Here is a 17,256-nt window from a genome sequence, read left to right as displayed (position 1 = left end):
CGCTGTCGGGCATGCTCGAACACGGATCCGGTGACGTGTGGATCGACGTGGAGAAGCTGAGCTTCATCGACGTCGGCGGACTCCGTGCCCTGGCCGCCGCCGCGTGCCGGCTGCAAATTCAGGACCGGCGGCTGGTACTGCGCTCGGTCGCGCCCCATCTGGTCAAGCTCATGGATCTGGTGGGGTGGAGCCAGATTCCCAACCTGCTCATGCTCGCGCGCGAGACGGGACTCCGGCGAGAAGGAGCAGAACGGCATGACCGATCAAGCTGATGTGGTAGTCGTGGGCCTGGGGCCGGGTCGCCGAATCTCTACACCTATCCGACCTTCCACCGGACCGTGGAAGCCGCGTTCCAGAATCTCCGATGACGGCCAGCATCTGCAAGGAGCCCGTCGTGTGCTCACCGACGACCGCCGCGACGGCGGCAACGACCTGATCGGCCATCCTGCCCCGCCCAAGGGCAGGCCGACGGAGCTGCCGTTCTGCCGTCATCACTTCATCGCGTCCCGTTCCGCTCTGGAAGCAGCCCACGCGACCGTGTACGACGCCCAGGGCCGGCTCGTCACCGGGGATGACGTCGAGATCCCGTAATCAAGAAGACCTGGAGCCATGGAAGTGCTCGACCACAATCGGACTCCCGTTGCTCCAAGAGCTCGCACCTCATGACGACGGACTGTCAATCCCTTCACCCGTATCCGTGAGGCGTGCCAGTGCTGCCGCAACGGCGGGGACGCCATCCGTGAGGTGCCGCGCTGCTGCTCGCTCAAGGGCGGCGAGTGCTGCCAGTCCCGGCTATCGCCGCGCATGGTCCAGTTCGTTCACGCGGTCGTGCGCAACGCGCTCCAAACGGCTGTGCGTGAGGAGGTCATCCCGCGCAACGTGGCCAAGCTCGTCACGGTCTCAACGCCCAAGTACGGGGTGAATCGCGGGCTCACGGTCGACCAGGTGCGCGACGTCCTCAAGGCGGCCCAGGATGAGCGGCTCTACGCCTTGTACGTCCTGGCGCTCTGCCTCGGCCTGCGGCGCGGGGAACTGCTCGGGCTGCGGTGGGAGGACGTCCGGCTCGTCGGCTGCCGGGCTTGCGGCGGGGAGGGCGGCACCCTCGACGGCGACCCGTGCCAGCGGTGCGTCGAGTCGGCCACGCTAGAAGTAGTCCAGACGTTTCAGCGGGTCGGGGGAGCGCTGCGGTTCGTCCCGCCCAAGACGGCGGACTCCAAGCGCACCGTTCCGCTCCCGGACCCGTGCATCACCGCTCTGTGCGAGCACAAGGTGAAGCAGGACGCCGAGAGAGCCGACGCCTGGCCGGACTGGCAGTATCACGGGCTCCGTCTTCCCGTCCCGCCTCGGTACGCCCATGGAGCCGGACAACCTCCGCCGTAGCTGGGGCCGGATCCGCGCGGCGGCCGGACTGGACGAGGTGCGCTTTCACGACATGCGCCACACCTGCGTCTCGCTGCTGCTCGACCTCGGCGTTCCACCGCACATCGTCCGGGACATCGTCGGCCACAGCGACATCGAGGTGACCATGACGATCTACGCTCACGCGGCCGTCGACGAGAAGCGGGCGGCGCTTCGGAAGCTGGGGGATGCGCTCGGCTGAGGCCGTTGCTGTCACTACTGCTGTCAAAAGGCCCGGAACCGATGATGGTTCCGGGCCTTTTGGCTGTTCAGGAGGGTGGGCAGGGGCGGGGTCGAACCGCCGACCTTCCGCTTTCAGAAGTAGCAACCACCCTGCGGCCACCCTGTCCACCAAGGTCAGAAGGTGCCCGACGTACGCCCGTGGTGGTCGCCGTGTGCCGTCGTTGCCGTCAGGGTTGCCGTCACCGGTCGGCCCCCCGGCCTCGGGCTTCAGCCGCCGGACGTGACGCTCGTACTGGCCCGGCGTGATGTCTCTGGGCGCGCCCTCTCCGGGTGCGGCGGGGCCTCCGAGGTGGGAGCCGACGAGGGACTTGAACCAAACATCTGTTTACAAGAAACCGGCCACCCAAGATCGACTCTCGCGCCGCAGCTCACCCCGTGTGCGCCCGGTAGCCGCTGCCAGCAGCCGTAAGCCTCCGTTGCGGTACTTCCCTGCTGTACTTCCCGCCCACCACCAGGACGCCCACCCCTCGCCGATCGGGCAACCACCGGGCCCCACCCACGACGGCATCCGACCGATCCCGAGGACAAGCCGACCCGGAGCGCAGCGAAGCGAGCACCGGAAGCGGCGCGTCAGCAGTGACACCCATGTGAGGATGCCGGAGCACACCAAGTGAAGCGAAGGCGGACGAAGTTGGGCACCTGGGGACCTGGCCCCTTCGACAATGATCACGCTGCCGACTTTGCGGACGACCTCGACGAGACCGAAGCCGATCAGCGCGCTGACGTCATCCGCCAAGCTTTGTCCGCGGTCGCGGGGCATGGCCAGACCACGAGCAGGGCCGCTGACCCTGGTATTGCTGCGGCCGCTTTGGTTGCCGCTCAGCAACCAGGCGGAGCGCCCACCGACAGCGTCTATGGGCCTGAAGAGCCCATCCCGCCGCTTCCACACGATCTTGTCGCCCTCGCCGCTGACGTACTCGATCGCGTCGTCGCCCCGGACTCGGAGGTCAAGGAGCTCTGGGCCGAGACTGCTGACGACCATCCTTGGCATGACGAGATCGCCAAACTGAGAGCGGCCTTGACTAAAGACGGCTAAATATGCGGCAGCGGAGCGATTCATTACGAGTCTCACAAACCAGGTCCACACTCGTCCAGATCTGTCCGCTGACCTGCTAGGGAGCCCTCCGGACCGCCCCTCGATTCCACCTTCGTTCAAGTCCGTCCAGACCCGCCGTTAGCACCCGCGTTAGCACCCTTCTTCGCCGCTCCCATCAGCATGGACGAGTCCGGGCGACGACGACAGGATCGGCCGACGGTTCACGAGGCGAACCCGCGCTGTCAGCTTGAAAACAAACCGATCACGCCTGTCACTGGGCCCAATCTGTTGATCCGCCTGTCCACAAGTGACCGCTGTTGCCCCTTGATCACCCTGCTTAATCGCCCGCCGCGGACCTGCTGGCGCCCCAGCGGTTCAGACGTCGCCGGGCGAAGCGACGGCCCTTGGCGGTAGCGCACCAAGGGCCGTCTAAACCCGAGTCCCCTGCTAGAGACCGAGTCAGCGACGACCATACGCTTCCGCAAGCGCGCAGACGAGTCCCGCACGAGCTGTCCAGCGTTCACCGTTCTCAGGCAGAGCGTCATGAAGTCTTATGGTCACCATCGCTGAGACTCGCTTGTGCTTAGGGTACATCATGCGCAAGCCTCGTCCAGGTGGCGGCTGCGGGGCCGGCTCGCCTTACGGCGAAGGTCCCTTTGGTTGTAGCGAACCATAGTCGTCCCGTACCGAGTCCCCTGCTGGAGGCTAAAACCTGTTATGGACCTGCGCTCAATCTTGTGTGGCACGCAGCCACCCGACAACGCGCCGGTCAGCACGAACGTAGTGCTGATTGTGTTCGTTCTAATCGTGGTCGCCATTGCGGCCTACCGGGATCCGAAAATCGCGACCGCGATCGGCGCAGCGTGTGCCGTGGGCGCATTGCTCATCGTCCTACTAGTCACTTAAGTCTACCTACCCGCTGACCTGCACCAAGCCGGCCGCCTCCACTCCACGATCGCCCAGACTCCCGGCACCCACATGCACAGACGCACGACGCTCCGGGGTGCTCGTTCGCGCGAACGGCGCGCAATACGTGACAGACCGTTTCGCGCGAACGAGTGTCCCGGCTCGCGGGGGTCCAGGGGGGCGGCGTCAGCCCCCTTGTTCGAGCTCGCTCAACCGGCCTTGCTGGTGTCCTCCTCGTCCTTCGCGCCAGTCAGCTTGCGCAAGAGTTGTGAGATCTCGTGGCGGCGGATCTCACCGCGGGCCGCTTTCTCTATCGCCTTGACCATGGTCTCTGCTTGCTCCCGAGTCTCGCTGTAGTTGATCGCCCCCGTCCAGATAGTCAGCTCGGGGGAGCCGTCGAGGACAGGGCGAAGCTGGCCGTCCTGGTGAGTCCAACCGAGCACAAGGTGTACAGGCACAATGGTTGGCACAAACCGGGCAAGGTTGTCCGCCACGTCGAACGTTGCGGCGAAGAGCGGGTAGGGCTGCGGTGTGAAGCTCGGGCTCGTCATGTGTCGGCCTTTCGTCGCGCGTACTCGGGAGTGGGTGACTTCTCATGCTTCCTGGGTGCTCTCCTTGTCGGCGGACGGGCGAACCGGCGCGGCGGGACCGGACCGGAGAGGCCGCATGCCCGGCGCGCCGGGGCGGGCGGCCGCCGGCGGCCGCGTAGCGGCGCCCTTGAAGACGTAGAGAAAGTTCTCATCCGGGGTTCTGGTTGCCCTGGCTAGGCTGCTGGTGCCTGTGTCGGCGGATGAGGGGCGACTGTGTCTGAGCGTCAATCGGCGATCGTCGTCGCGGCCGTGGGGGCACTCCAGGACGGATGGGTTGGCCTGCGGGTCCGTGAGGCGCTTGGTCTGTTGGTCGCTGCTGATGCTCGGGTGAACCAGTGGATGGTGGAGGTCGGTAAGAGCCAGTTCGGTCCTGATGAGTTCCTGACGTTCGGTATCGAGTACGCCGAGTGCTGCGATGAGGTCGAAGCTGCCTGGGACCGCTACCGCGCTCATGGCTTCCCCGAAGCCCTGGAGGCGGCGAACGCCCTCCCGGCTGCTGAAGAGCGCACAGCTAGGCATGAGCAGCTGTCCCCGCAGCGCCACGCGGCTCAGGAAGAGCTGTTGGCCGTACTGCTCGATGTCACCGAACGGATGCGGCGCCTCATCGAGGGGGGACATGCCGAATCGCGATCACACAAGAAGCTTGGTTAGGGTTCGGCGGGTTTGGTCGGCGAGGCTGACGGCTGCGCCTAGGCGGTTGTCGATGGTGATGTGTGCTGCGTCGGGTGGGTCGTCGGTGTTGACGGTGCTGGCGTAGGCGTCCCAGTTGGCGAGTTTCCAACCGTTGCGTGGGGCGTCGCGTTGTTCGATGTACTCGTGCATGGTGTCGATGTGCTGTGGACCCAGATGGAGGTGACGTCCACACCTTTGGCTTGGCATCGGTGGGTGAGGCGGGGGAGCCAACTCGGGTTGCCCAGTTCGGTGATGAACGGGGCGGCGAGGATGATCGATACGCCGCAGTCGATGTTGCCGTAGGCGGCGTTCATCAGGCATCGGTACTCCGTCCCGCCTTGGCACTCCCATGGAGCCGGACAACCTTCGCCGTAGCTGGGGCCGTATCCGTGCCGCTGCCGGACTCGGCTCGATGCGACTGCACGACATGCGCCACACCTGCGTCTCGCTGCTCCTGGACCTCGGCGTTCCGCCGCACATCGTGCGAGAGATCGTCGGACACAGCGACATCGAGGTGACCATGACGATCTACGCACACGCGGCCCTCGACGAGAAGCGCGCGGCCCTCCGCAAGCTGGGAGATGCCCTCGGTTAGGCGCGTCAGCATGTGAGGCTCGGACTTGTTGTCCGGGCCTCATTGCTGTCTCTGAGGGTCCGTATGGTGGCGCCATGCGCTACTTGCTGAGGTCGTTCGCTGCTGGTGCCCTTCGGCGTGGGAAGGGCATTGAGCAGCTTCTCAGCGGCTTTGAAGAGGAGGGGCGGCGAGGAATCCGCTACGCCTGCATCTGGCCGGCGAACCGTCACCGGGGTTTCGTGGTCCGGGTGCACGTCGTCGAAGAAGTGGCGGGCCTCCCTGTCGACGAGTTTGGAGCCTTCTATGAGGACGAGTATGGGGACGGCGCCGAGACCGTGGGGGAGACGGAATCCGCTGAGGAAGCGATCACTCTTGCTGAGCGGGAACTCGGCGCTGACCCAGGGCGCTGGGTAAATGAGGGAGTCCTTGGGGACGAGTACCACGACTTCGCTGCGCGTGGTCGTCGGTTGGGCCGCTGGGAGCCGGTGTGAGGCGGTGTTGTCGTCAGCGTTGTCGTCGAAAACGCCCCGGGCCGTGTGGCTCCAGGGCGTTTTTGCTGGTCGTATGGGGTGGGCAGGGGCGGGGTCGAACCGCCGACCTTCCGCTTTTCAGGCGGACGCTCGTACCGACTGAGCTACCTGCCCAGGACGCTTGGTGCGCCTGGCGGTCCTGACGGGATTTGAACCCGCGGCCTCCACCTTGACAGGGTGGCGAGCACTCCTAGCTGCTCCACAGGACCTTGCTGTTCCGAGCTTAGTGGCTTCGGAGGGATGTCTTGGCGGGTTGCCCCGCGCTTGGCGACGTCCGAGAGCATACGCGATGGCCGAGGTGGTCGCCAACTCGATATCCGTGGGGGTCATCGGGGCGGTATGTGCGTCGGGGGCGGGCGTGGGATGATCCGTCGTGGCGGTTCCTTCCCTCCGGAGGCGCACGTGACCAGCATGCTCGAGATCCGGGTGCGGTGGGTCCTGCTTGTGGTGGTGGGGTCCGCGAATCTGGTCGGTGCCCTGGTCGTGCTGTTGTTCGCGACGTTCGTGGTGCCTGATCCGCCGTTGGACGATCGTGACTATGCCCACCAGGTGAACGCGGTGGCGTTCTTCAGTTATCCCGTGGTCGCGGTGCCTGTGGCGTTGGTCTCGGGGTTGTGGCTGTGGCGGCCTGTCGTCTCGCTGGTCCGGGACGGGGGCAGTGCCGATCGGCAGCAGAGGCGGGCCGTGCTGCTCGGGCCGCTTCGGTTGACGCTGCTCGTCGGTGGGTTGTGGGTTGTCGGGGCGCTGGGGTGGGCTGTTCTCGATCTTGTGCTGTTCACCGGGCGGCTGGCCGTGAAGACGGGGCTGACGTGCCTGCTGGGTGCGGCGACGACGTGCACGATCGTCTATCTGCTGTCGGAGCGGCTGCTGCGGCCCGCGGCGGCGCTGGTGCTGGCGGCGGAGCGGCCGCGCCGGTTCCGGTTGCCGGGGGTGACGACGCGGGTGATGCTCGCGTGGGCGCTGGGGACGGCGATTCCGGTGTTCGGGCTGATCTGTGTCGCCGTCGCCGCGTTGGCCGCGCCGGACATCAATGTCGCGCAGCTGGCGATCACGATCTTGGGGCTTGGCGGGGTCGCGCTGCTGGCGGGGGTTTATGTCACCTATATGGCGACCCGGGCGATCGCTGATCCGATCAAGGCGGTTCGGAAGGGGATGGCGCGGGTCGAGCGGGGGGATCTCGGTGCCGAGGTCGCCGTGTACGACGCCAGTGAGGTCGGGCAGTTGCAGGCCGGGTTCAACCACATGGTCGCGGGGCTCCGTGAGCATGAGCGGCTGCGTGATCTCTTCGGACGTCATGTGGGTGAGGAGGTCGCCGACCTGGCGCTGGAGCGCGGCGACATCACGCTCGGCGGGGAGACCCGGGAGGTGGCGGTTCTGTTCGTCGACCTCACCGGTTCGACGCGGCTGGCCGACACGCGGAGCCCGGACGAGGTGGTCGGGCTGCTCAACAGGTTCTTCGGCGTGGTGGTGACGGTGGTGGCCGGGCACGGGGGATGGATCAACAAGTTCGAGGGGGACGCGGCGCTCGCGATCTTCGGGGCGCCGACGCAGGTGGAGGATTCGGCCGGCGCGGCGCTCGGGGCCGCGCGGGAGCTGGCGGTGCGGCTCCGGGTCGAGGTTCCGATGCTGGACGCGGGGATCGGCGTGTCGGCGGGTCCCGTGGTGGCCGGGTACATCGGGGCGGAGCAGCGGTTCGAGTACACGGTGATCGGTGATCCGGTGAACGAGGCGGCCCGGCTCAGCGACATGGCGAAGACGACGGCGGGGCGGGTGCTGGCGTCGGCGGTCGTCCTGGAGCTCGCGCACCTCGCCGAGTCGGACGAGTGGGACCTCGGCAGGTCGGTGACGTTGCGGGGCCGGAGCCGCCCGACCCGGCTGGGCACGCCTCGGCCGGCCGTGCCGGCACTGTCCGGTGAGCGGGTGACGGTGAGAACGCCGCCCGTGCGGCGTGTCCGCATCCCGCGTCCGCTGCGGCGGAGCCGGAAACTGCTGCTCGGCGCGCTGATCCTGTCGAAGGCGGCCAAGGACGCCAAGCAGGACGACGGCGAATAGTCCCTCTGTTCTGATCAAAGGACCGTGTCCGCCGGTGTGTCCGCCGGGCCCAATGCGTATCGTCAGCGGCCGTACACGGTCTGCTACCGACTTGTAACTCTGGTGTCATCGGACGGCCCGAGGGTTGGGGCGGACACGCCTCAGCTCCCGGAAGGTGACCATGCATCGAGGTACTCGTATCGCGTTCATCGCCGTCGCGGCGTCGACGGCGATCGCCGTCCCCGCCGCGTCCGCCGTAGCGGATCCCGGTCCGGTCCCGGCGCGGCAGCCGGACGCGCCGGAGCCGCGCCCGCGTCTGAACGCCGCGCCGGGCGGCGGGGTCACGAATGTCGCGCACCGCGGGGCGTCCGCTTATGCGCCGGAGAACACGCTCGCCGCCGTCAGGCTCGCCAAGGCGCAGCGTGCGGACGTGTTCGAGATCGACGTCCAGGAATCCAAGGACCACAAGCTGGTCCTGATGCACGACACCACGCTCACCCGGACGACGAACGTCGAGAAGGTGTATCCGAAGCGGGCGCCCTGGAGGGTCTCCGACTTCACCCTCGCCGAGATCAAGAGGTTGGACGCGGGTTCCTGGTTCGCGAAGAAGTACAAGCGTGAGCGTGTTCCGACGCTGGACCAGATGCTCAAGGCCATGCGCGGGCAGGGCCTCGGGCTGCTGCTGGAGATCAAGAGCCCGGCGCTGTACCCGGGCATCGAGAAGCGCATCGCCGCCTCGCTGAAGCGCTCGCCGTCCTGGCTGCGGCACGATCCGAGCGAGCGCCGCCTGGCCGTCCAGTCGTTCGACCGGAGGTCCGTGCGCCGCTTCCACTCGGTGATGCCCCGGGTGCCGACGGGGCTGCTCGGTAAGCCGAAGGTCAAGGACCTGCGCAAGCTGGCGTCCTACGCCGATCAGATCAACCCCGCGTACGGCGACCTGACCGCGTCCTACGTCAAGAAGGTGCACGCGGCCCGCATGGACGTGTTCACCTGGACGGTGAACGACCGCGGGCAGATGAGGAAGGCCGTCCAACTCGGCGTGGACGGGATCATCACCAACAGGCCGGACGTGCTCCGCCGCGTCCTCCGGGAGTCCGCCCCAGGCTCGGCGGCGGCCTGAGCTGAGATCGCCGTGATCATGGGGCCGGCTGGTCCGGGGGTGCGGGGAGGTGCTCGCGGGCCCGGCTGATCACGGCGCGGGCCGCCGGGCTGCGCGGGCCCTCGGTTCGCCAGGCGAGCGCGATCCGCCCGGTCAGCCGGGGCCGGACGATCGGCACCGCGTGCAGGCCGCCGGGCAGGTCCCTGGCGGCGGACTCGGGCAGGACGGCGACGCCGAGACCGTGCGCGGCGAGTTGCGCCAGGACGGGCGGTTCGCCGGCCTCGAACGCGATGCGCGGGCTGAGGCCGGCGTCCGTGCACGCCTCGTCCAGGACGGCCCGCAGCCCGGTGCCCTTCGGAAGGCTGACGAGGTCCTCGTCGGCGAGGGCCCGCAGCGGGATCGTGGACCGCCGCGCCAGCGGATGGCCGCGGCCCACGGCGGCGAAGAGGCGCTGCTCGATGATGACGCGGGTCGCGATGCCTTCGGGTGATTCGCCGCCGAGGCTGAGGAACGCGAGATCGACCCGTCCGTCCCGCAGCGCGTCGGCCAGCGACGCGGCGTCGTCCTGGATGACCGTGATCTCCACGTTCGGGTGGTCCCGGTGGAAACCGGACAACATGCCGGGCAGGTCCAGGGACTGGATCCAGTCGATCGTGCCGATCGTTACGTGCCCGCGGAGCAGCCCCGTCAGCTCGTCCACAGACCGCCGCGCGCCCTCGACCGCCGCGAGCGCCGCACGCGCGTAGGGGAGGACGGCCGCGCCGACCTCGGTCAGCCGGACCGTCCGTCCGGACCGGTCGAGCAGCGGCTGCCCCAGTTCCCGTTCCAGCTGCCGGATCTGGGCGCTCACGCCCGGCTGGGCGACGTGCAGCCGCGCCGCCGCCCTGGTGAAGCCGGCCTCTTCCGTCACCGCCACGAAGTACTCAAGCTGGCGCAGCTCCATAACCGGTGATGCTAACAGCGGGCTCTGCCAGCGCTGGGGCTTCTGCCGTCGCCCGAGGGCGGACAACGATTTCTTTGTCGTCTCTTGGGTGCGTCGCGGCTGCTCAGAGGACTGATTCCGGTCTGGGCGGTGATTACCTCACCTGCGGGAGGTCGGGTGAACGGACGGCGCACATGGTCCATACGGGTGCGGATGACCGTGATTGCCGGGACGGTCGCCGCGCTCATCTGCGCGATCCTGAACACGTCGATCGTCGTCGGGGTCCGTGGCCGCGCGGAGGACTTCGAACGGAACGAGGCGGCGTCGTCTGCGCTGCGCCTCGCCTACGAGGTCGACCGGCGAAGCGTGCGAGGCCGCATCACCGCGCCCGAAGACGTCGTCCTTCAACTCCTGAACGACCGGCGCAAGGTGATCGCCGGCACGGAGAAGGTGCTGAACGGCCCGCCGATCGCCCACTTCCGCCCGGCGGAGAGGAACATCTACTCGGCGCGGGTCCTCTGCCCGCCCCCGGGGCTCGACCGCTGCATGTGGGTGATCGGGATCCGCGTCTACAGGCAGGGCGGAGACTGGATCGTCTACGCGGCCACCCCCGTCACCCCCTGGTATGTCAGCCCCGGTCTCCTCCTGTTCCTGATCAGCACGTCCCTCCTGGTCACGCTGCTGGTCTGCCTGCGGGCGTGGGGGACGGTCGACCGCACCCTCGCCCGGGTGGACGCGATCCGCGCCGAACTGTCGGAGATCACCGCGAGCAAGTCGGGCCGCCGCGTGACGGTGCCGAAGAACCAGGACGAGATCAGATGGCTCGCGGAGGCCGTGAACGCGACCCTCGACCGCCTCGACAGCGCCCTGAGCAGGCAGCGCACCTTCACCTCGGACGCGTCCCACGACCTGCGCAGCCCCATTACCGCCGCCCGCGCCCAGATCGAGGAGGCGCTGCTGTTCCCGGACCAGGTCGACTGGCCGCAGACCGGCCGCGCCGTCCTGCAGAGCCTCGAACGGCTGCAGGCGATCGTGATCGACCTGCTGCAGCTCGCCCGCCTGGACGCCGCGGCCTGGCAGGGCGCCGAGCCGGTCGACCTCGGCGCCCTCGTCACGATCGAGGTCGCGAGGTCCGAACGCACGAAACGGATCGTCCCGCACCTCCAGGAAGGCGTGACGGTGCGCGGTGACCGGCTCCGACTCGTCCGGCTGCTGACGAACCTGATGGACAACGCCGAACGCCACGCCGACACGCGGGTCGACATCACCGTGCGCCGCGACGACGACGCCGCCGTCCTCGAAGTCCAGGACGACGGCGCCGGCGTCGCCGAGGAGGACCGGGACCTCGTCTTCCAGCGCTTCGCCCGCCTTGAGGCCGGCAAGGAACGCGACGCCGGCGGAACCGGCCTCGGCCTCCCCATCGCCCGCGAGATCGCCAGGCTCCACGGCGGGACGCTCACCATCGAGGACAGCGACCGGGGTGCCCGGTTCGTCCTGCGCATCCCCCAGTCCGTCCCAAAGATCAACAACAACCCCGCATGAGCAGCGGAGGAGGAACCCGGGCCGCGGAAGAGGAACCCGGACCGCGGAAAGGGGCGGGACGCGGAAAACCCCGCGGTGCGGCGTGCACGCGGGGTCAGCGGGGGTGTGCGGGCCCGCGCGGGGACGGGCCGGGCGTGGTGCTGCAGGTCAGACGGCCGACTGGGCGGGCACGCCGCGCAGATGGATCCAGCCTTCGGTCTTGAGCTTCTTCACCCGGCAGCTGATGGGCTCGTACTCGGCGGGGTTCACGTGGCCGGCACTGTGGGTGATGACGGACTCGTAGACGAACTGCGAGGCGATGAAGCCGAGGTCGGCGCCGGTCGCGGCGAGCCGGTCTTTGAGGGGACGCGCGTCCAGGAGCCGGGCGGTGTGGATGAGGGCCCAGCCGGTGACGCCCGGCGGGTCGGGCATCACGGGCCCGACGTCCACCGCCACCCTGAGCTGGATGCGGACGGCGCCGCTCGACCGCTGGTTGTGGCGGCGCAGCCGTACGGCGAGGGCGGTGAGCATCGGGTCGATGACGGCGGCGGTCGGCACCTCGGGCGGGACGACGATCAACGCGCCGTCGCCGCGGTCCTCGGTGTGGCAGGCGTCCCAGGGGACCCGGGACGCCTCGAACGCCTCGCGCAGGACGGCGTACATGGCGCGCCGCATGTCGAGCCGGTCCGCGTCGTTGCGGTGGGACGCGCTGAAGCCGGCGATGTCGGTGTAGACGATCGTGCAGTTCTGGCCCGCCCAGGACAGGCCTTCCGGACCGGGCGGGGAGATGGCCATGGGCTGCGTCGCCTGTGCATGGGACGGGGCGCTGGTGGCCGCCACCGGGTGGACCGGCCAGGACCCGCCGCCCTGCGACTGCACCATGTAGGCCGCCCCTCCGGCGGCTGCGGGGTCCGGGGCCTGGCCAGCCGCCGGGTAGGTCAACGGTGTCGGCCCGGGCGCGTAGGCCTGCCCAGCGGTCCCGTAGGGCTGCGTGCCGACCGCGTAGGGCTGCGTGCCGACGGCGTAGGGCTGCGTGGTTCCGACCGCGTAGGGCTGCGCGTCGGTCCGGTAGGGCTGCGCTGCGGTCGCGTGCGGATGTGTCGTCCCAGCTGCGTAGGGCTGCGCCCCGATCGCGTGGGGTCGCATCTCCGTCGCGTATGGCTGCATCCCCGTCGCGTATGGCTGCGTTGCCACCGTGTTGGGCTGGGGCCCGGGCGCATAGGGCTGGTGGGCTGCGATCGTGTAGCCGGGCTGAGTCCCGGTCAGGTACGGCGACTGGGGTTCGTGGTGGGCGGTGTGGGCGTATGACGGCGGCGTCTGCTGCGGGACGCCCGGCTGCTCGGTCAGCCGGTCGTACACCTCGCGTTCCATGATGGCGACCACGCGGGGGTGGTCGCTCAGGTACGTGACGAACTGCTGCGTGGTCATGCGCAGGCCGTGGACGGTGTCCATGGCGACGATGGTCGCCGACCGCCGGCGCAGCAGCAGGGCGGCGCGTTCGCCGACGATGTCGCCGGGACCGCGGAAGGCGATGATCCGCTCGTGTCCGCCGCGTTCCACGGAGACCCTGATCGAGCCCGAGCGGATGATGACGGCCTGGTCGGCGGCCTGGCCCTCGAACCAGAGCACCGTCCCGACCGGGTAGACGATCTCCTCGGCGGACGCGAGGAGCGCGGCCCGCTCGATCTCGGTGAGCGAATCCCAGAAACCGTGCCGCGGCGGCGGCGTGGCGGGCTGGAGCTGGCGCGGGCACTCGGTGTCCCGGCACACGGCCTCGGGGGTGTCGTGGATCTGCGGAGGCTGGGCACCCTCGTAGGGACCCATTTCGGACGGGACCTGGTCCGGGTTGTGCTGGCGGGTGTAATCGACCATCAGCACACCCGCCTGACGCTCGGCCGGACGGTGATTGATGGGTTTGATGGGTTTGCGGGGTGGATGTCAAAGGTCGGGGAGTGCACCATCTTTTGTCTTGACATATCGAGAACCCCATGCCTCGAATCGCATCTTCGGATGCCGTCCGCCCGGTTGCCGGGGATTGCCCGGCATTGGCCGTTCGGGGGCCCGAAGTCGCTTTCACCTATAGCCCGCACCGCGGGGTCGCGGTTAGACTGGGTGAGTCCGCAGGGAACGTTTTGGCAGGTCAGCCCCGGATCTCGCTGCTTGTCGCGAGTGGTCCGGTGACGATCGGTCAGCTCATTCTCACGCGGGCCCGGGGAGTCGCTCTCCGCTTTCCATCGATCGTCTTGGCTCGCAACCGGTGATCGGCGGGAAGCGGTGAGCGACTCTTTTGTCTTTTCTGGCAGTGCCGAAATATCGGTGTCTCGTGGCGACCTCCCCGTCAGGCGCGTCCGTCCTTGGTTGGCCGGCGGCGTCCGTGGCCCGTGTCCGCCGGTGGGGAGTTCTCGGGCGGGGGACGCGCGCGTCCCGTCCGAGCCCTCACTCTGCGTCGAGATCGTTCAGATTTCCGATGTAGCAGGCCGCCTGGTGGCAAGCCGGAGTCTGCTATATGCTACCTAGCACATTACAACATTGTTCTCAGTCATGCAGCAGTCTGGAAGCTTCAGGGCGAGTTTTAGGCGATATGACGGGTCTGTGCCTGGGGATGTGGGTTCATGTGACCAGGTCAGGTAGCGCTATGCCGGGGTGTACCGCGCAACATGGCGCGCTGCCAGATTGCATGCAGGCTGGTGTCACCTACTACTCAGAGTGAGCGAATGAGATGACCAGTGATCAGGGCCCGATCGTCCAGAGCGCCTTGCTGCGCAGCGAACTCGTCCGCCTGCGCAAGGCGAAGAAGCTGACGCAGGAGCAGGTGGCGCGGCAGCTCGAATGGTCCCCGTCGAAGCTCATCAGGGTCGAAGGCGGCAAGAACGCCATCACCCGCACCGACCTGCAGGCCCTGCTCGGGGTCTACGACGTCACCTCGGAGGAGCGCCAGGAGCGGCTGCAGGCACTGGCCCGCGGCGCGCGGGAGCCGGCCTGGTGGAACGCCTACCGCGGGGAGTTCGACCCCGGCTTCCTCAACTACGTGGCGTACAGCGCGGGCGCGGCCTACATCCGGCAGTTCCACGGGACCCTCGTCCCCGGGCTCATCCAAACGCCCGAATACGCGGATGTGCTGTCCACCAGCAAAGCGACCGACCGGGCCCGGGGGCTCGCGGTCAAGCTGCGGATCCAAAGGCAGGAGGAGCTCGCCAGACGGCAGAACCCCCCGCGCCAGCACTACATCATCGACGAGGCGGTCATACGCCGCCATGTCGGGATCCTGGTCGATCCCGGGATCATGCCCGCCCAGCTCAACCACATCGCCGACGCCTCCGAGCGCGACGATCTGCTGACCATCAGGGTCATCCCGTTCGGCGCGGGCGCGCACCCCGGTCTCGACGGGCCGTTCAGCCTGCTCGAGTTCGACGGCGACCTCGACGACGTCCTCTACCTGGAGGGGCGGCCCGGGGCCAGCGTGATGGTCTCCGGCGACGACGACAAGATCCCGGAGTACCGCGACACGTTCGAGATCCTCCGCGAGCAGGCACTGCCGGCCGATGAATCGATCGCACTGATGCGGCAGGCGGCCGAGGACCTCATGGCCTGACTCCAGGACCGCAACTCGACGACCCGACTTCCACCGGAGGTGACAGCCGCCGCAGGCACCCACAAGGCGAGTGGCCTTCATAACACGCAGCGTGATCTTGTGGCCCGGTTGTAGGCGAGGTAACTAGAACCGTTTACACTCGTGACCGGGAAATTATCCACAAGGTCGTGGTTTGTCGTGCCCTGCTTGGTACTCGCCGGGTGGGTGTTCTTGTCCGATCGGTCGGCGAGACGGCACCCGCCGGCAATGGATGGAGGGTTGCTGGATGGTGGACCGGTCGATGCAAGAGGCGGCGCTGTACTGGCGCAAGAGCAGCGCGAGCAACGTCGAGGACTGCGTGGAGGTGGCCGCCCTGGGCCCGGCGGTGCTCGTCCGTGACTCGCGAGATCGCTCCACCGGTGTCCTCGCGCTCGATTCCGCCCAGTGGAATGCGCTGGTGGACGCCATCCACCACGGGCGGCTGGACGGACGCTGAGTCACGCGCCTCATTTATCGCGCCTATCGCAGAAATTGTCGAAACTGACGACCTCCCGAAGCATTGACTAGCGACTCTTGACAAGACTGCGAATGGGGAGCGTGGATTCGGAAACCTGAATAGAACCTGAATCCACGCTGAGTCCGGCCTCCGGCCGTCCAGGCGGACGGGTGTAGTCGTTAGGCATTGAACTACGGGTTGCCGGTGTGACAGCCTGCCGTCACCGGACCGTCGACCGCCGGACGAGGAGTCACCCGTGGACATCGGCGCGTGGCATCGGATCTACGAGGCCCTCGACGAGGAGCGCGACTACGACGTCGGAGAGATCGACGGCAGGCTGCCGGACGGCCTGGCCGGGACGCTCTACCGGAACGGCCCGGGGCGCTGGCAGGTGGGCGAGAGCCTCCTCGACCACATCTTCGACGGCGACGGCATGCTGTCGATGTTCGTGTTCCCCGGCGACGGCCGGATCCGCTACCGCAACCGGTACGTCCGGACGAGGCACTACCGGTACGGGCAGCGCAAGGGGCGGGTGGGGCTGCGCGGGCTCGGCACCCAGCGTCCGGGCGGCCGCCTCGGCAACATGTTCCGCCCGCCCGCGAACGTCGCCAACACCGGCGTGGTCCTGCACGGCGGGCAGCTCCTGGCGCTCTGGGAGGGCGGACGGCCGTTCCGCCTCGACCCCGACAGCCTGGACACCGTCGGCGAGCATTCGTTCGGCGGACGCCTGAAGATGGCGTCGGCGTTCTCCGCGCACCCGTCCCGCTGCCCCGTGACCGGCGAGCTGTTCAACTTCGGGATGGACTTCACGCGGGTCCGCAGCCTGCGCTGCTACCGGGTCGACCCGTCCGGGGCGCTGCACCACATGCCGCGCGTGTCACTCCCGTACACCCCGTGGAACCACGACTTCGCGCTCACCCGCCGGCATCTCGTCTTCGTCGTCAACCCGGTCATCCCGAAGGCCGCGCCGATCCTGCTGGGGAGCGGGTCGATCGCCGACGGCCTCACCTACGAGCCGCACCGGCCGACGTGCTTCACCCTCGTCCCCCGGGACGGCGGCAAGGCGCGGGTCATCGAGCACGAGGCGCTGCTCGGGTTCCATTTCGTCAACGCCTTCGAGGACGGCGACGACACCGTCATCGAGTTCGTCCGCTTCGCCGACTGGGACCAGGTCGCGACAAGGTTCCGCGACTTCCGCACCAGTGACTTCCCGTGGGGGGACGCGCTGATGCGCTACCGCGTCACCCCGTCCGGGAAGGTCGAGGGGCAGGAGGTGTGCGCGCTGCCGATGGAGCTGCCGCACGCCGACGTCCGGCAGGCGGGCCGCCCGCACCGCTACACCTACTTCGCGGGACGGACGGAGGCGAGCACCGGCATCCACGCCTACGACCACACGACCGGGCGGCGCACCGTCCACGAGCTGCCCCCGGGTCACGGCTTCGGCGAGCCGGTCTTCGTGCCGCGCGCGCCCGACGCCGCGGAGGGCGACGGATGGCTGATGACCCTCGCCTACGACCCGGACGCCCACCGCTCCCGCCTGATCATCCTGGACGCCCGGGACGTGGAGGCCGAACCCGTCGCCGTCGCGCACCTGCGCCACCACATCCCCATGGGCTTCCACGGTTCCTTCACCGACCGCATCGCCACCCCGCCCGCCGGCACATGAG

Annotated in this window: 18 protein-coding genes and 2 tRNA genes; 14 read left to right on the top strand and 6 right to left on the bottom strand. The window is 68.4% G+C overall.

The window, feature by feature from the left end:
- The 5 genes from AB0C35_RS42060 to AB0C35_RS42040 form a co-directional block, all read left to right on the top strand.
- On the top strand, positions 1–272 hold a 272-nt coding region (locus AB0C35_RS42060), incomplete at its 5' end, for an STAS domain-containing protein (RefSeq protein ID WP_358468858.1).
- 124 nt (positions 273–396) lie between these two features.
- Positions 397–591, top strand: a complete 195-nt coding sequence (locus tag AB0C35_RS42055; protein ID WP_358468855.1) for a hypothetical protein — start codon at positions 397–399, stop codon at positions 589–591.
- A 213-nt stretch (positions 592–804) separates the two neighbouring features.
- Positions 805–1,380: a site-specific integrase gene (locus AB0C35_RS42050; RefSeq protein WP_358468852.1), complete on the top strand. Its 576-nt coding sequence runs from the start codon at positions 805–807 to the stop codon at positions 1,378–1,380.
- The gene (locus AB0C35_RS42045) at positions 1,355–1,600 is read left to right on the top strand and encodes a tyrosine-type recombinase/integrase (RefSeq protein ID WP_358468849.1); all 246 of its coding nucleotides are present in this window, start codon (positions 1,355–1,357) and stop codon (positions 1,598–1,600) included. The genes AB0C35_RS42050 and AB0C35_RS42045 overlap by 26 nt, the downstream gene beginning before the upstream one ends.
- Before the next feature lie 672 nt (positions 1,601–2,272).
- The gene (locus tag AB0C35_RS42040; protein WP_358468846.1) at positions 2,273–2,677 is read left to right on the top strand and encodes a DUF4259 domain-containing protein; all 405 of its coding nucleotides are present in this window, start codon (positions 2,273–2,275) and stop codon (positions 2,675–2,677) included.
- A gap of 1,115 nt (positions 2,678–3,792) precedes the next feature.
- Here the strand turns inward: AB0C35_RS42040 and AB0C35_RS42035 are convergent.
- Complete coding sequence (locus AB0C35_RS42035) at positions 3,793–4,134, bottom strand: hypothetical protein (RefSeq protein WP_358468844.1); 342 nt, start codon at positions 4,132–4,134, stop codon at positions 3,793–3,795.
- A gap of 252 nt (positions 4,135–4,386) precedes the next feature.
- Between AB0C35_RS42035 and AB0C35_RS42030 the strand changes: the two genes are divergently transcribed.
- A complete protein-coding gene (locus AB0C35_RS42030) occupies positions 4,387–4,824 on the top strand; it encodes a hypothetical protein (protein WP_358468841.1) in 438 nt (145 codons plus the stop codon).
- Here AB0C35_RS42030 and AB0C35_RS42025 read toward each other — a convergent pair.
- The gene (locus AB0C35_RS42025; protein ID WP_358468838.1) at positions 4,804–4,995 is read right to left on the bottom strand and encodes a hypothetical protein; all 192 of its coding nucleotides are present in this window, start codon (positions 4,993–4,995) and stop codon (positions 4,804–4,806) included. The genes AB0C35_RS42030 and AB0C35_RS42025 overlap by 21 nt on opposite strands.
- A 127-nt stretch (positions 4,996–5,122) precedes the next feature.
- On the opposite strand from AB0C35_RS42025, the gene AB0C35_RS42020 reads away from it, so the two are divergent.
- Together AB0C35_RS42020 and AB0C35_RS42015 are read left to right on the top strand one after the other, a co-directional pair.
- Positions 5,123–5,440, top strand: coding sequence for a tyrosine-type recombinase/integrase (locus AB0C35_RS42020; protein WP_358468866.1), 318 nt, complete (start codon positions 5,123–5,125; stop codon positions 5,438–5,440).
- A gap of 74 nt (positions 5,441–5,514) precedes the next feature.
- Positions 5,515–5,910 (top strand): hypothetical protein, encoded by a 396-nt coding sequence (locus AB0C35_RS42015; RefSeq protein WP_358468835.1) that lies wholly within the window; start codon positions 5,515–5,517, stop codon positions 5,908–5,910.
- A 79-nt stretch (positions 5,911–5,989) separates the two neighbouring features.
- Here AB0C35_RS42015 and AB0C35_RS42010 read toward each other — a convergent pair.
- Both AB0C35_RS42010 and AB0C35_RS42005 read right to left on the bottom strand, forming a co-directional pair.
- Positions 5,990–6,063: transfer RNA gene (locus AB0C35_RS42010), tRNA-Phe, on the bottom strand.
- Positions 6,064–6,080: 17 nt separating this feature from the next.
- Positions 6,081–6,158, bottom strand: a tRNA-Asp gene (locus tag AB0C35_RS42005).
- 202 nt (positions 6,159–6,360) lie between these two features.
- Here AB0C35_RS42005 and AB0C35_RS42000 point away from each other — a divergent pair.
- Positions 6,361–8,001 (top strand): adenylate/guanylate cyclase domain-containing protein, encoded by a 1,641-nt coding sequence (locus tag AB0C35_RS42000; protein ID WP_358468864.1) that lies wholly within the window; start codon positions 6,361–6,363, stop codon positions 7,999–8,001.
- Positions 8,002–8,161: 160 nt separating this feature from the next.
- On the top strand, positions 8,162–9,100 hold the full coding sequence (locus AB0C35_RS41995) for a glycerophosphodiester phosphodiesterase family protein (RefSeq protein WP_358468832.1): 939 nt from the start codon (positions 8,162–8,164) through the stop codon (positions 9,098–9,100).
- 16 nt (positions 9,101–9,116) lie between these two features.
- Here AB0C35_RS41995 and AB0C35_RS41990 read toward each other — a convergent pair whose 3' ends face one another.
- On the bottom strand, positions 9,117–10,022 hold the full coding sequence (locus tag AB0C35_RS41990; protein WP_358468829.1) for a LysR substrate-binding domain-containing protein: 906 nt from the start codon (positions 10,020–10,022) through the stop codon (positions 9,117–9,119).
- A gap of 192 nt (positions 10,023–10,214) precedes the next feature.
- Here AB0C35_RS41990 and AB0C35_RS41985 point away from each other — a divergent pair, with 192 nt between their 5' ends.
- Positions 10,215–11,543, top strand: a complete 1,329-nt coding sequence (locus AB0C35_RS41985; RefSeq protein WP_358468826.1) for a HAMP domain-containing sensor histidine kinase — start codon at positions 10,215–10,217, stop codon at positions 11,541–11,543.
- Positions 11,544–11,690: 147 nt separating this feature from the next.
- Here the strand turns inward: AB0C35_RS41985 and AB0C35_RS41980 are convergent, their stop codons facing one another.
- Positions 11,691–13,394 carry a cyclic nucleotide-binding domain-containing protein gene (locus AB0C35_RS41980; RefSeq protein WP_358468823.1) on the bottom strand — a complete coding sequence of 568 codons (1,704 nt, stop codon included), beginning with the start codon at positions 13,392–13,394 and terminating at the stop codon, positions 11,691–11,693.
- A gap of 847 nt (positions 13,395–14,241) precedes the next feature.
- On the opposite strand from AB0C35_RS41980, the gene AB0C35_RS41975 reads away from it, so the two are divergent.
- From AB0C35_RS41975 to AB0C35_RS41965, 3 genes are all read left to right on the top strand, one after another.
- On the top strand, positions 14,242–15,114 hold the full coding sequence (locus tag AB0C35_RS41975; RefSeq protein ID WP_358468820.1) for a helix-turn-helix transcriptional regulator: 873 nt from the start codon (positions 14,242–14,244) through the stop codon (positions 15,112–15,114).
- A 265-nt stretch (positions 15,115–15,379) separates the two neighbouring features.
- Positions 15,380–15,589 carry a DUF397 domain-containing protein gene (locus tag AB0C35_RS41970; RefSeq protein WP_358468818.1) on the top strand — a complete coding sequence of 70 codons (210 nt, stop codon included), beginning with the start codon at positions 15,380–15,382 and terminating at the stop codon, positions 15,587–15,589.
- Between the two features lie 256 nt (positions 15,590–15,845).
- Entirely contained in the window at positions 15,846–17,255 is a 1,410-nt protein-coding gene (locus AB0C35_RS41965) for a carotenoid oxygenase family protein (RefSeq protein WP_358468815.1), read from the top strand.
- Position 17,256 lies beyond the last annotated feature (1 nt).

Source organism: Spirillospora sp. NPDC048819, from assembly GCF_040650055.1.
Taxonomy (GTDB): domain Bacteria; phylum Actinomycetota; class Actinomycetes; order Streptosporangiales; family Streptosporangiaceae; genus Spirillospora.
Note: the sequence above shows the minus strand (reverse complement) of the source record. Positions and strands in the feature narration are given on the sequence as shown.

What these genes read in the sequence shown, in the direction of transcription:
- AB0C35_RS42025 (WP_358468838.1), bottom strand. Translation starts at nt 4,995, where the DNA reads ATGCACGAGTACATCGAACAACGCGACGCCCCACGCAACGGTTGGAAA.
- AB0C35_RS41975 (WP_358468820.1), top strand. Translation starts at nt 14,242, where the DNA reads ATGACCAGTGATCAGGGCCCGATCGTCCAGAGCGCCTTGCTGCGCAGC.
- AB0C35_RS42015 (WP_358468835.1), top strand. Translation starts at nt 5,515, where the DNA reads ATGCGCTACTTGCTGAGGTCGTTCGCTGCTGGTGCCCTTCGGCGTGGG.
- AB0C35_RS42000 (WP_358468864.1), top strand. Translation starts at nt 6,361, where the DNA reads ATGCTCGAGATCCGGGTGCGGTGGGTCCTGCTTGTGGTGGTGGGGTCC.
- AB0C35_RS41985 (WP_358468826.1), top strand. Translation starts at nt 10,215, where the DNA reads ATGACCGTGATTGCCGGGACGGTCGCCGCGCTCATCTGCGCGATCCTG.
- AB0C35_RS41995 (WP_358468832.1), top strand. Translation starts at nt 8,162, where the DNA reads ATGCATCGAGGTACTCGTATCGCGTTCATCGCCGTCGCGGCGTCGACG.
- AB0C35_RS41990 (WP_358468829.1), bottom strand. Translation starts at nt 10,022, where the DNA reads ATGGAGCTGCGCCAGCTTGAGTACTTCGTGGCGGTGACGGAAGAGGCC.
- AB0C35_RS42050 (WP_358468852.1), top strand. Translation starts at nt 805, where the DNA reads ATGGTCCAGTTCGTTCACGCGGTCGTGCGCAACGCGCTCCAAACGGCT.
- AB0C35_RS42045 (WP_358468849.1), top strand. Translation starts at nt 1,355, where the DNA reads ATGGAGCCGGACAACCTCCGCCGTAGCTGGGGCCGGATCCGCGCGGCG.
- AB0C35_RS41980 (WP_358468823.1), bottom strand. Translation starts at nt 13,394, where the DNA reads ATGGTCGATTACACCCGCCAGCACAACCCGGACCAGGTCCCGTCCGAA.
- AB0C35_RS42035 (WP_358468844.1), bottom strand. Translation starts at nt 4,134, where the DNA reads ATGACGAGCCCGAGCTTCACACCGCAGCCCTACCCGCTCTTCGCCGCA.
- AB0C35_RS41970 (WP_358468818.1), top strand. Translation starts at nt 15,380, where the DNA reads ATGGTGGACCGGTCGATGCAAGAGGCGGCGCTGTACTGGCGCAAGAGC.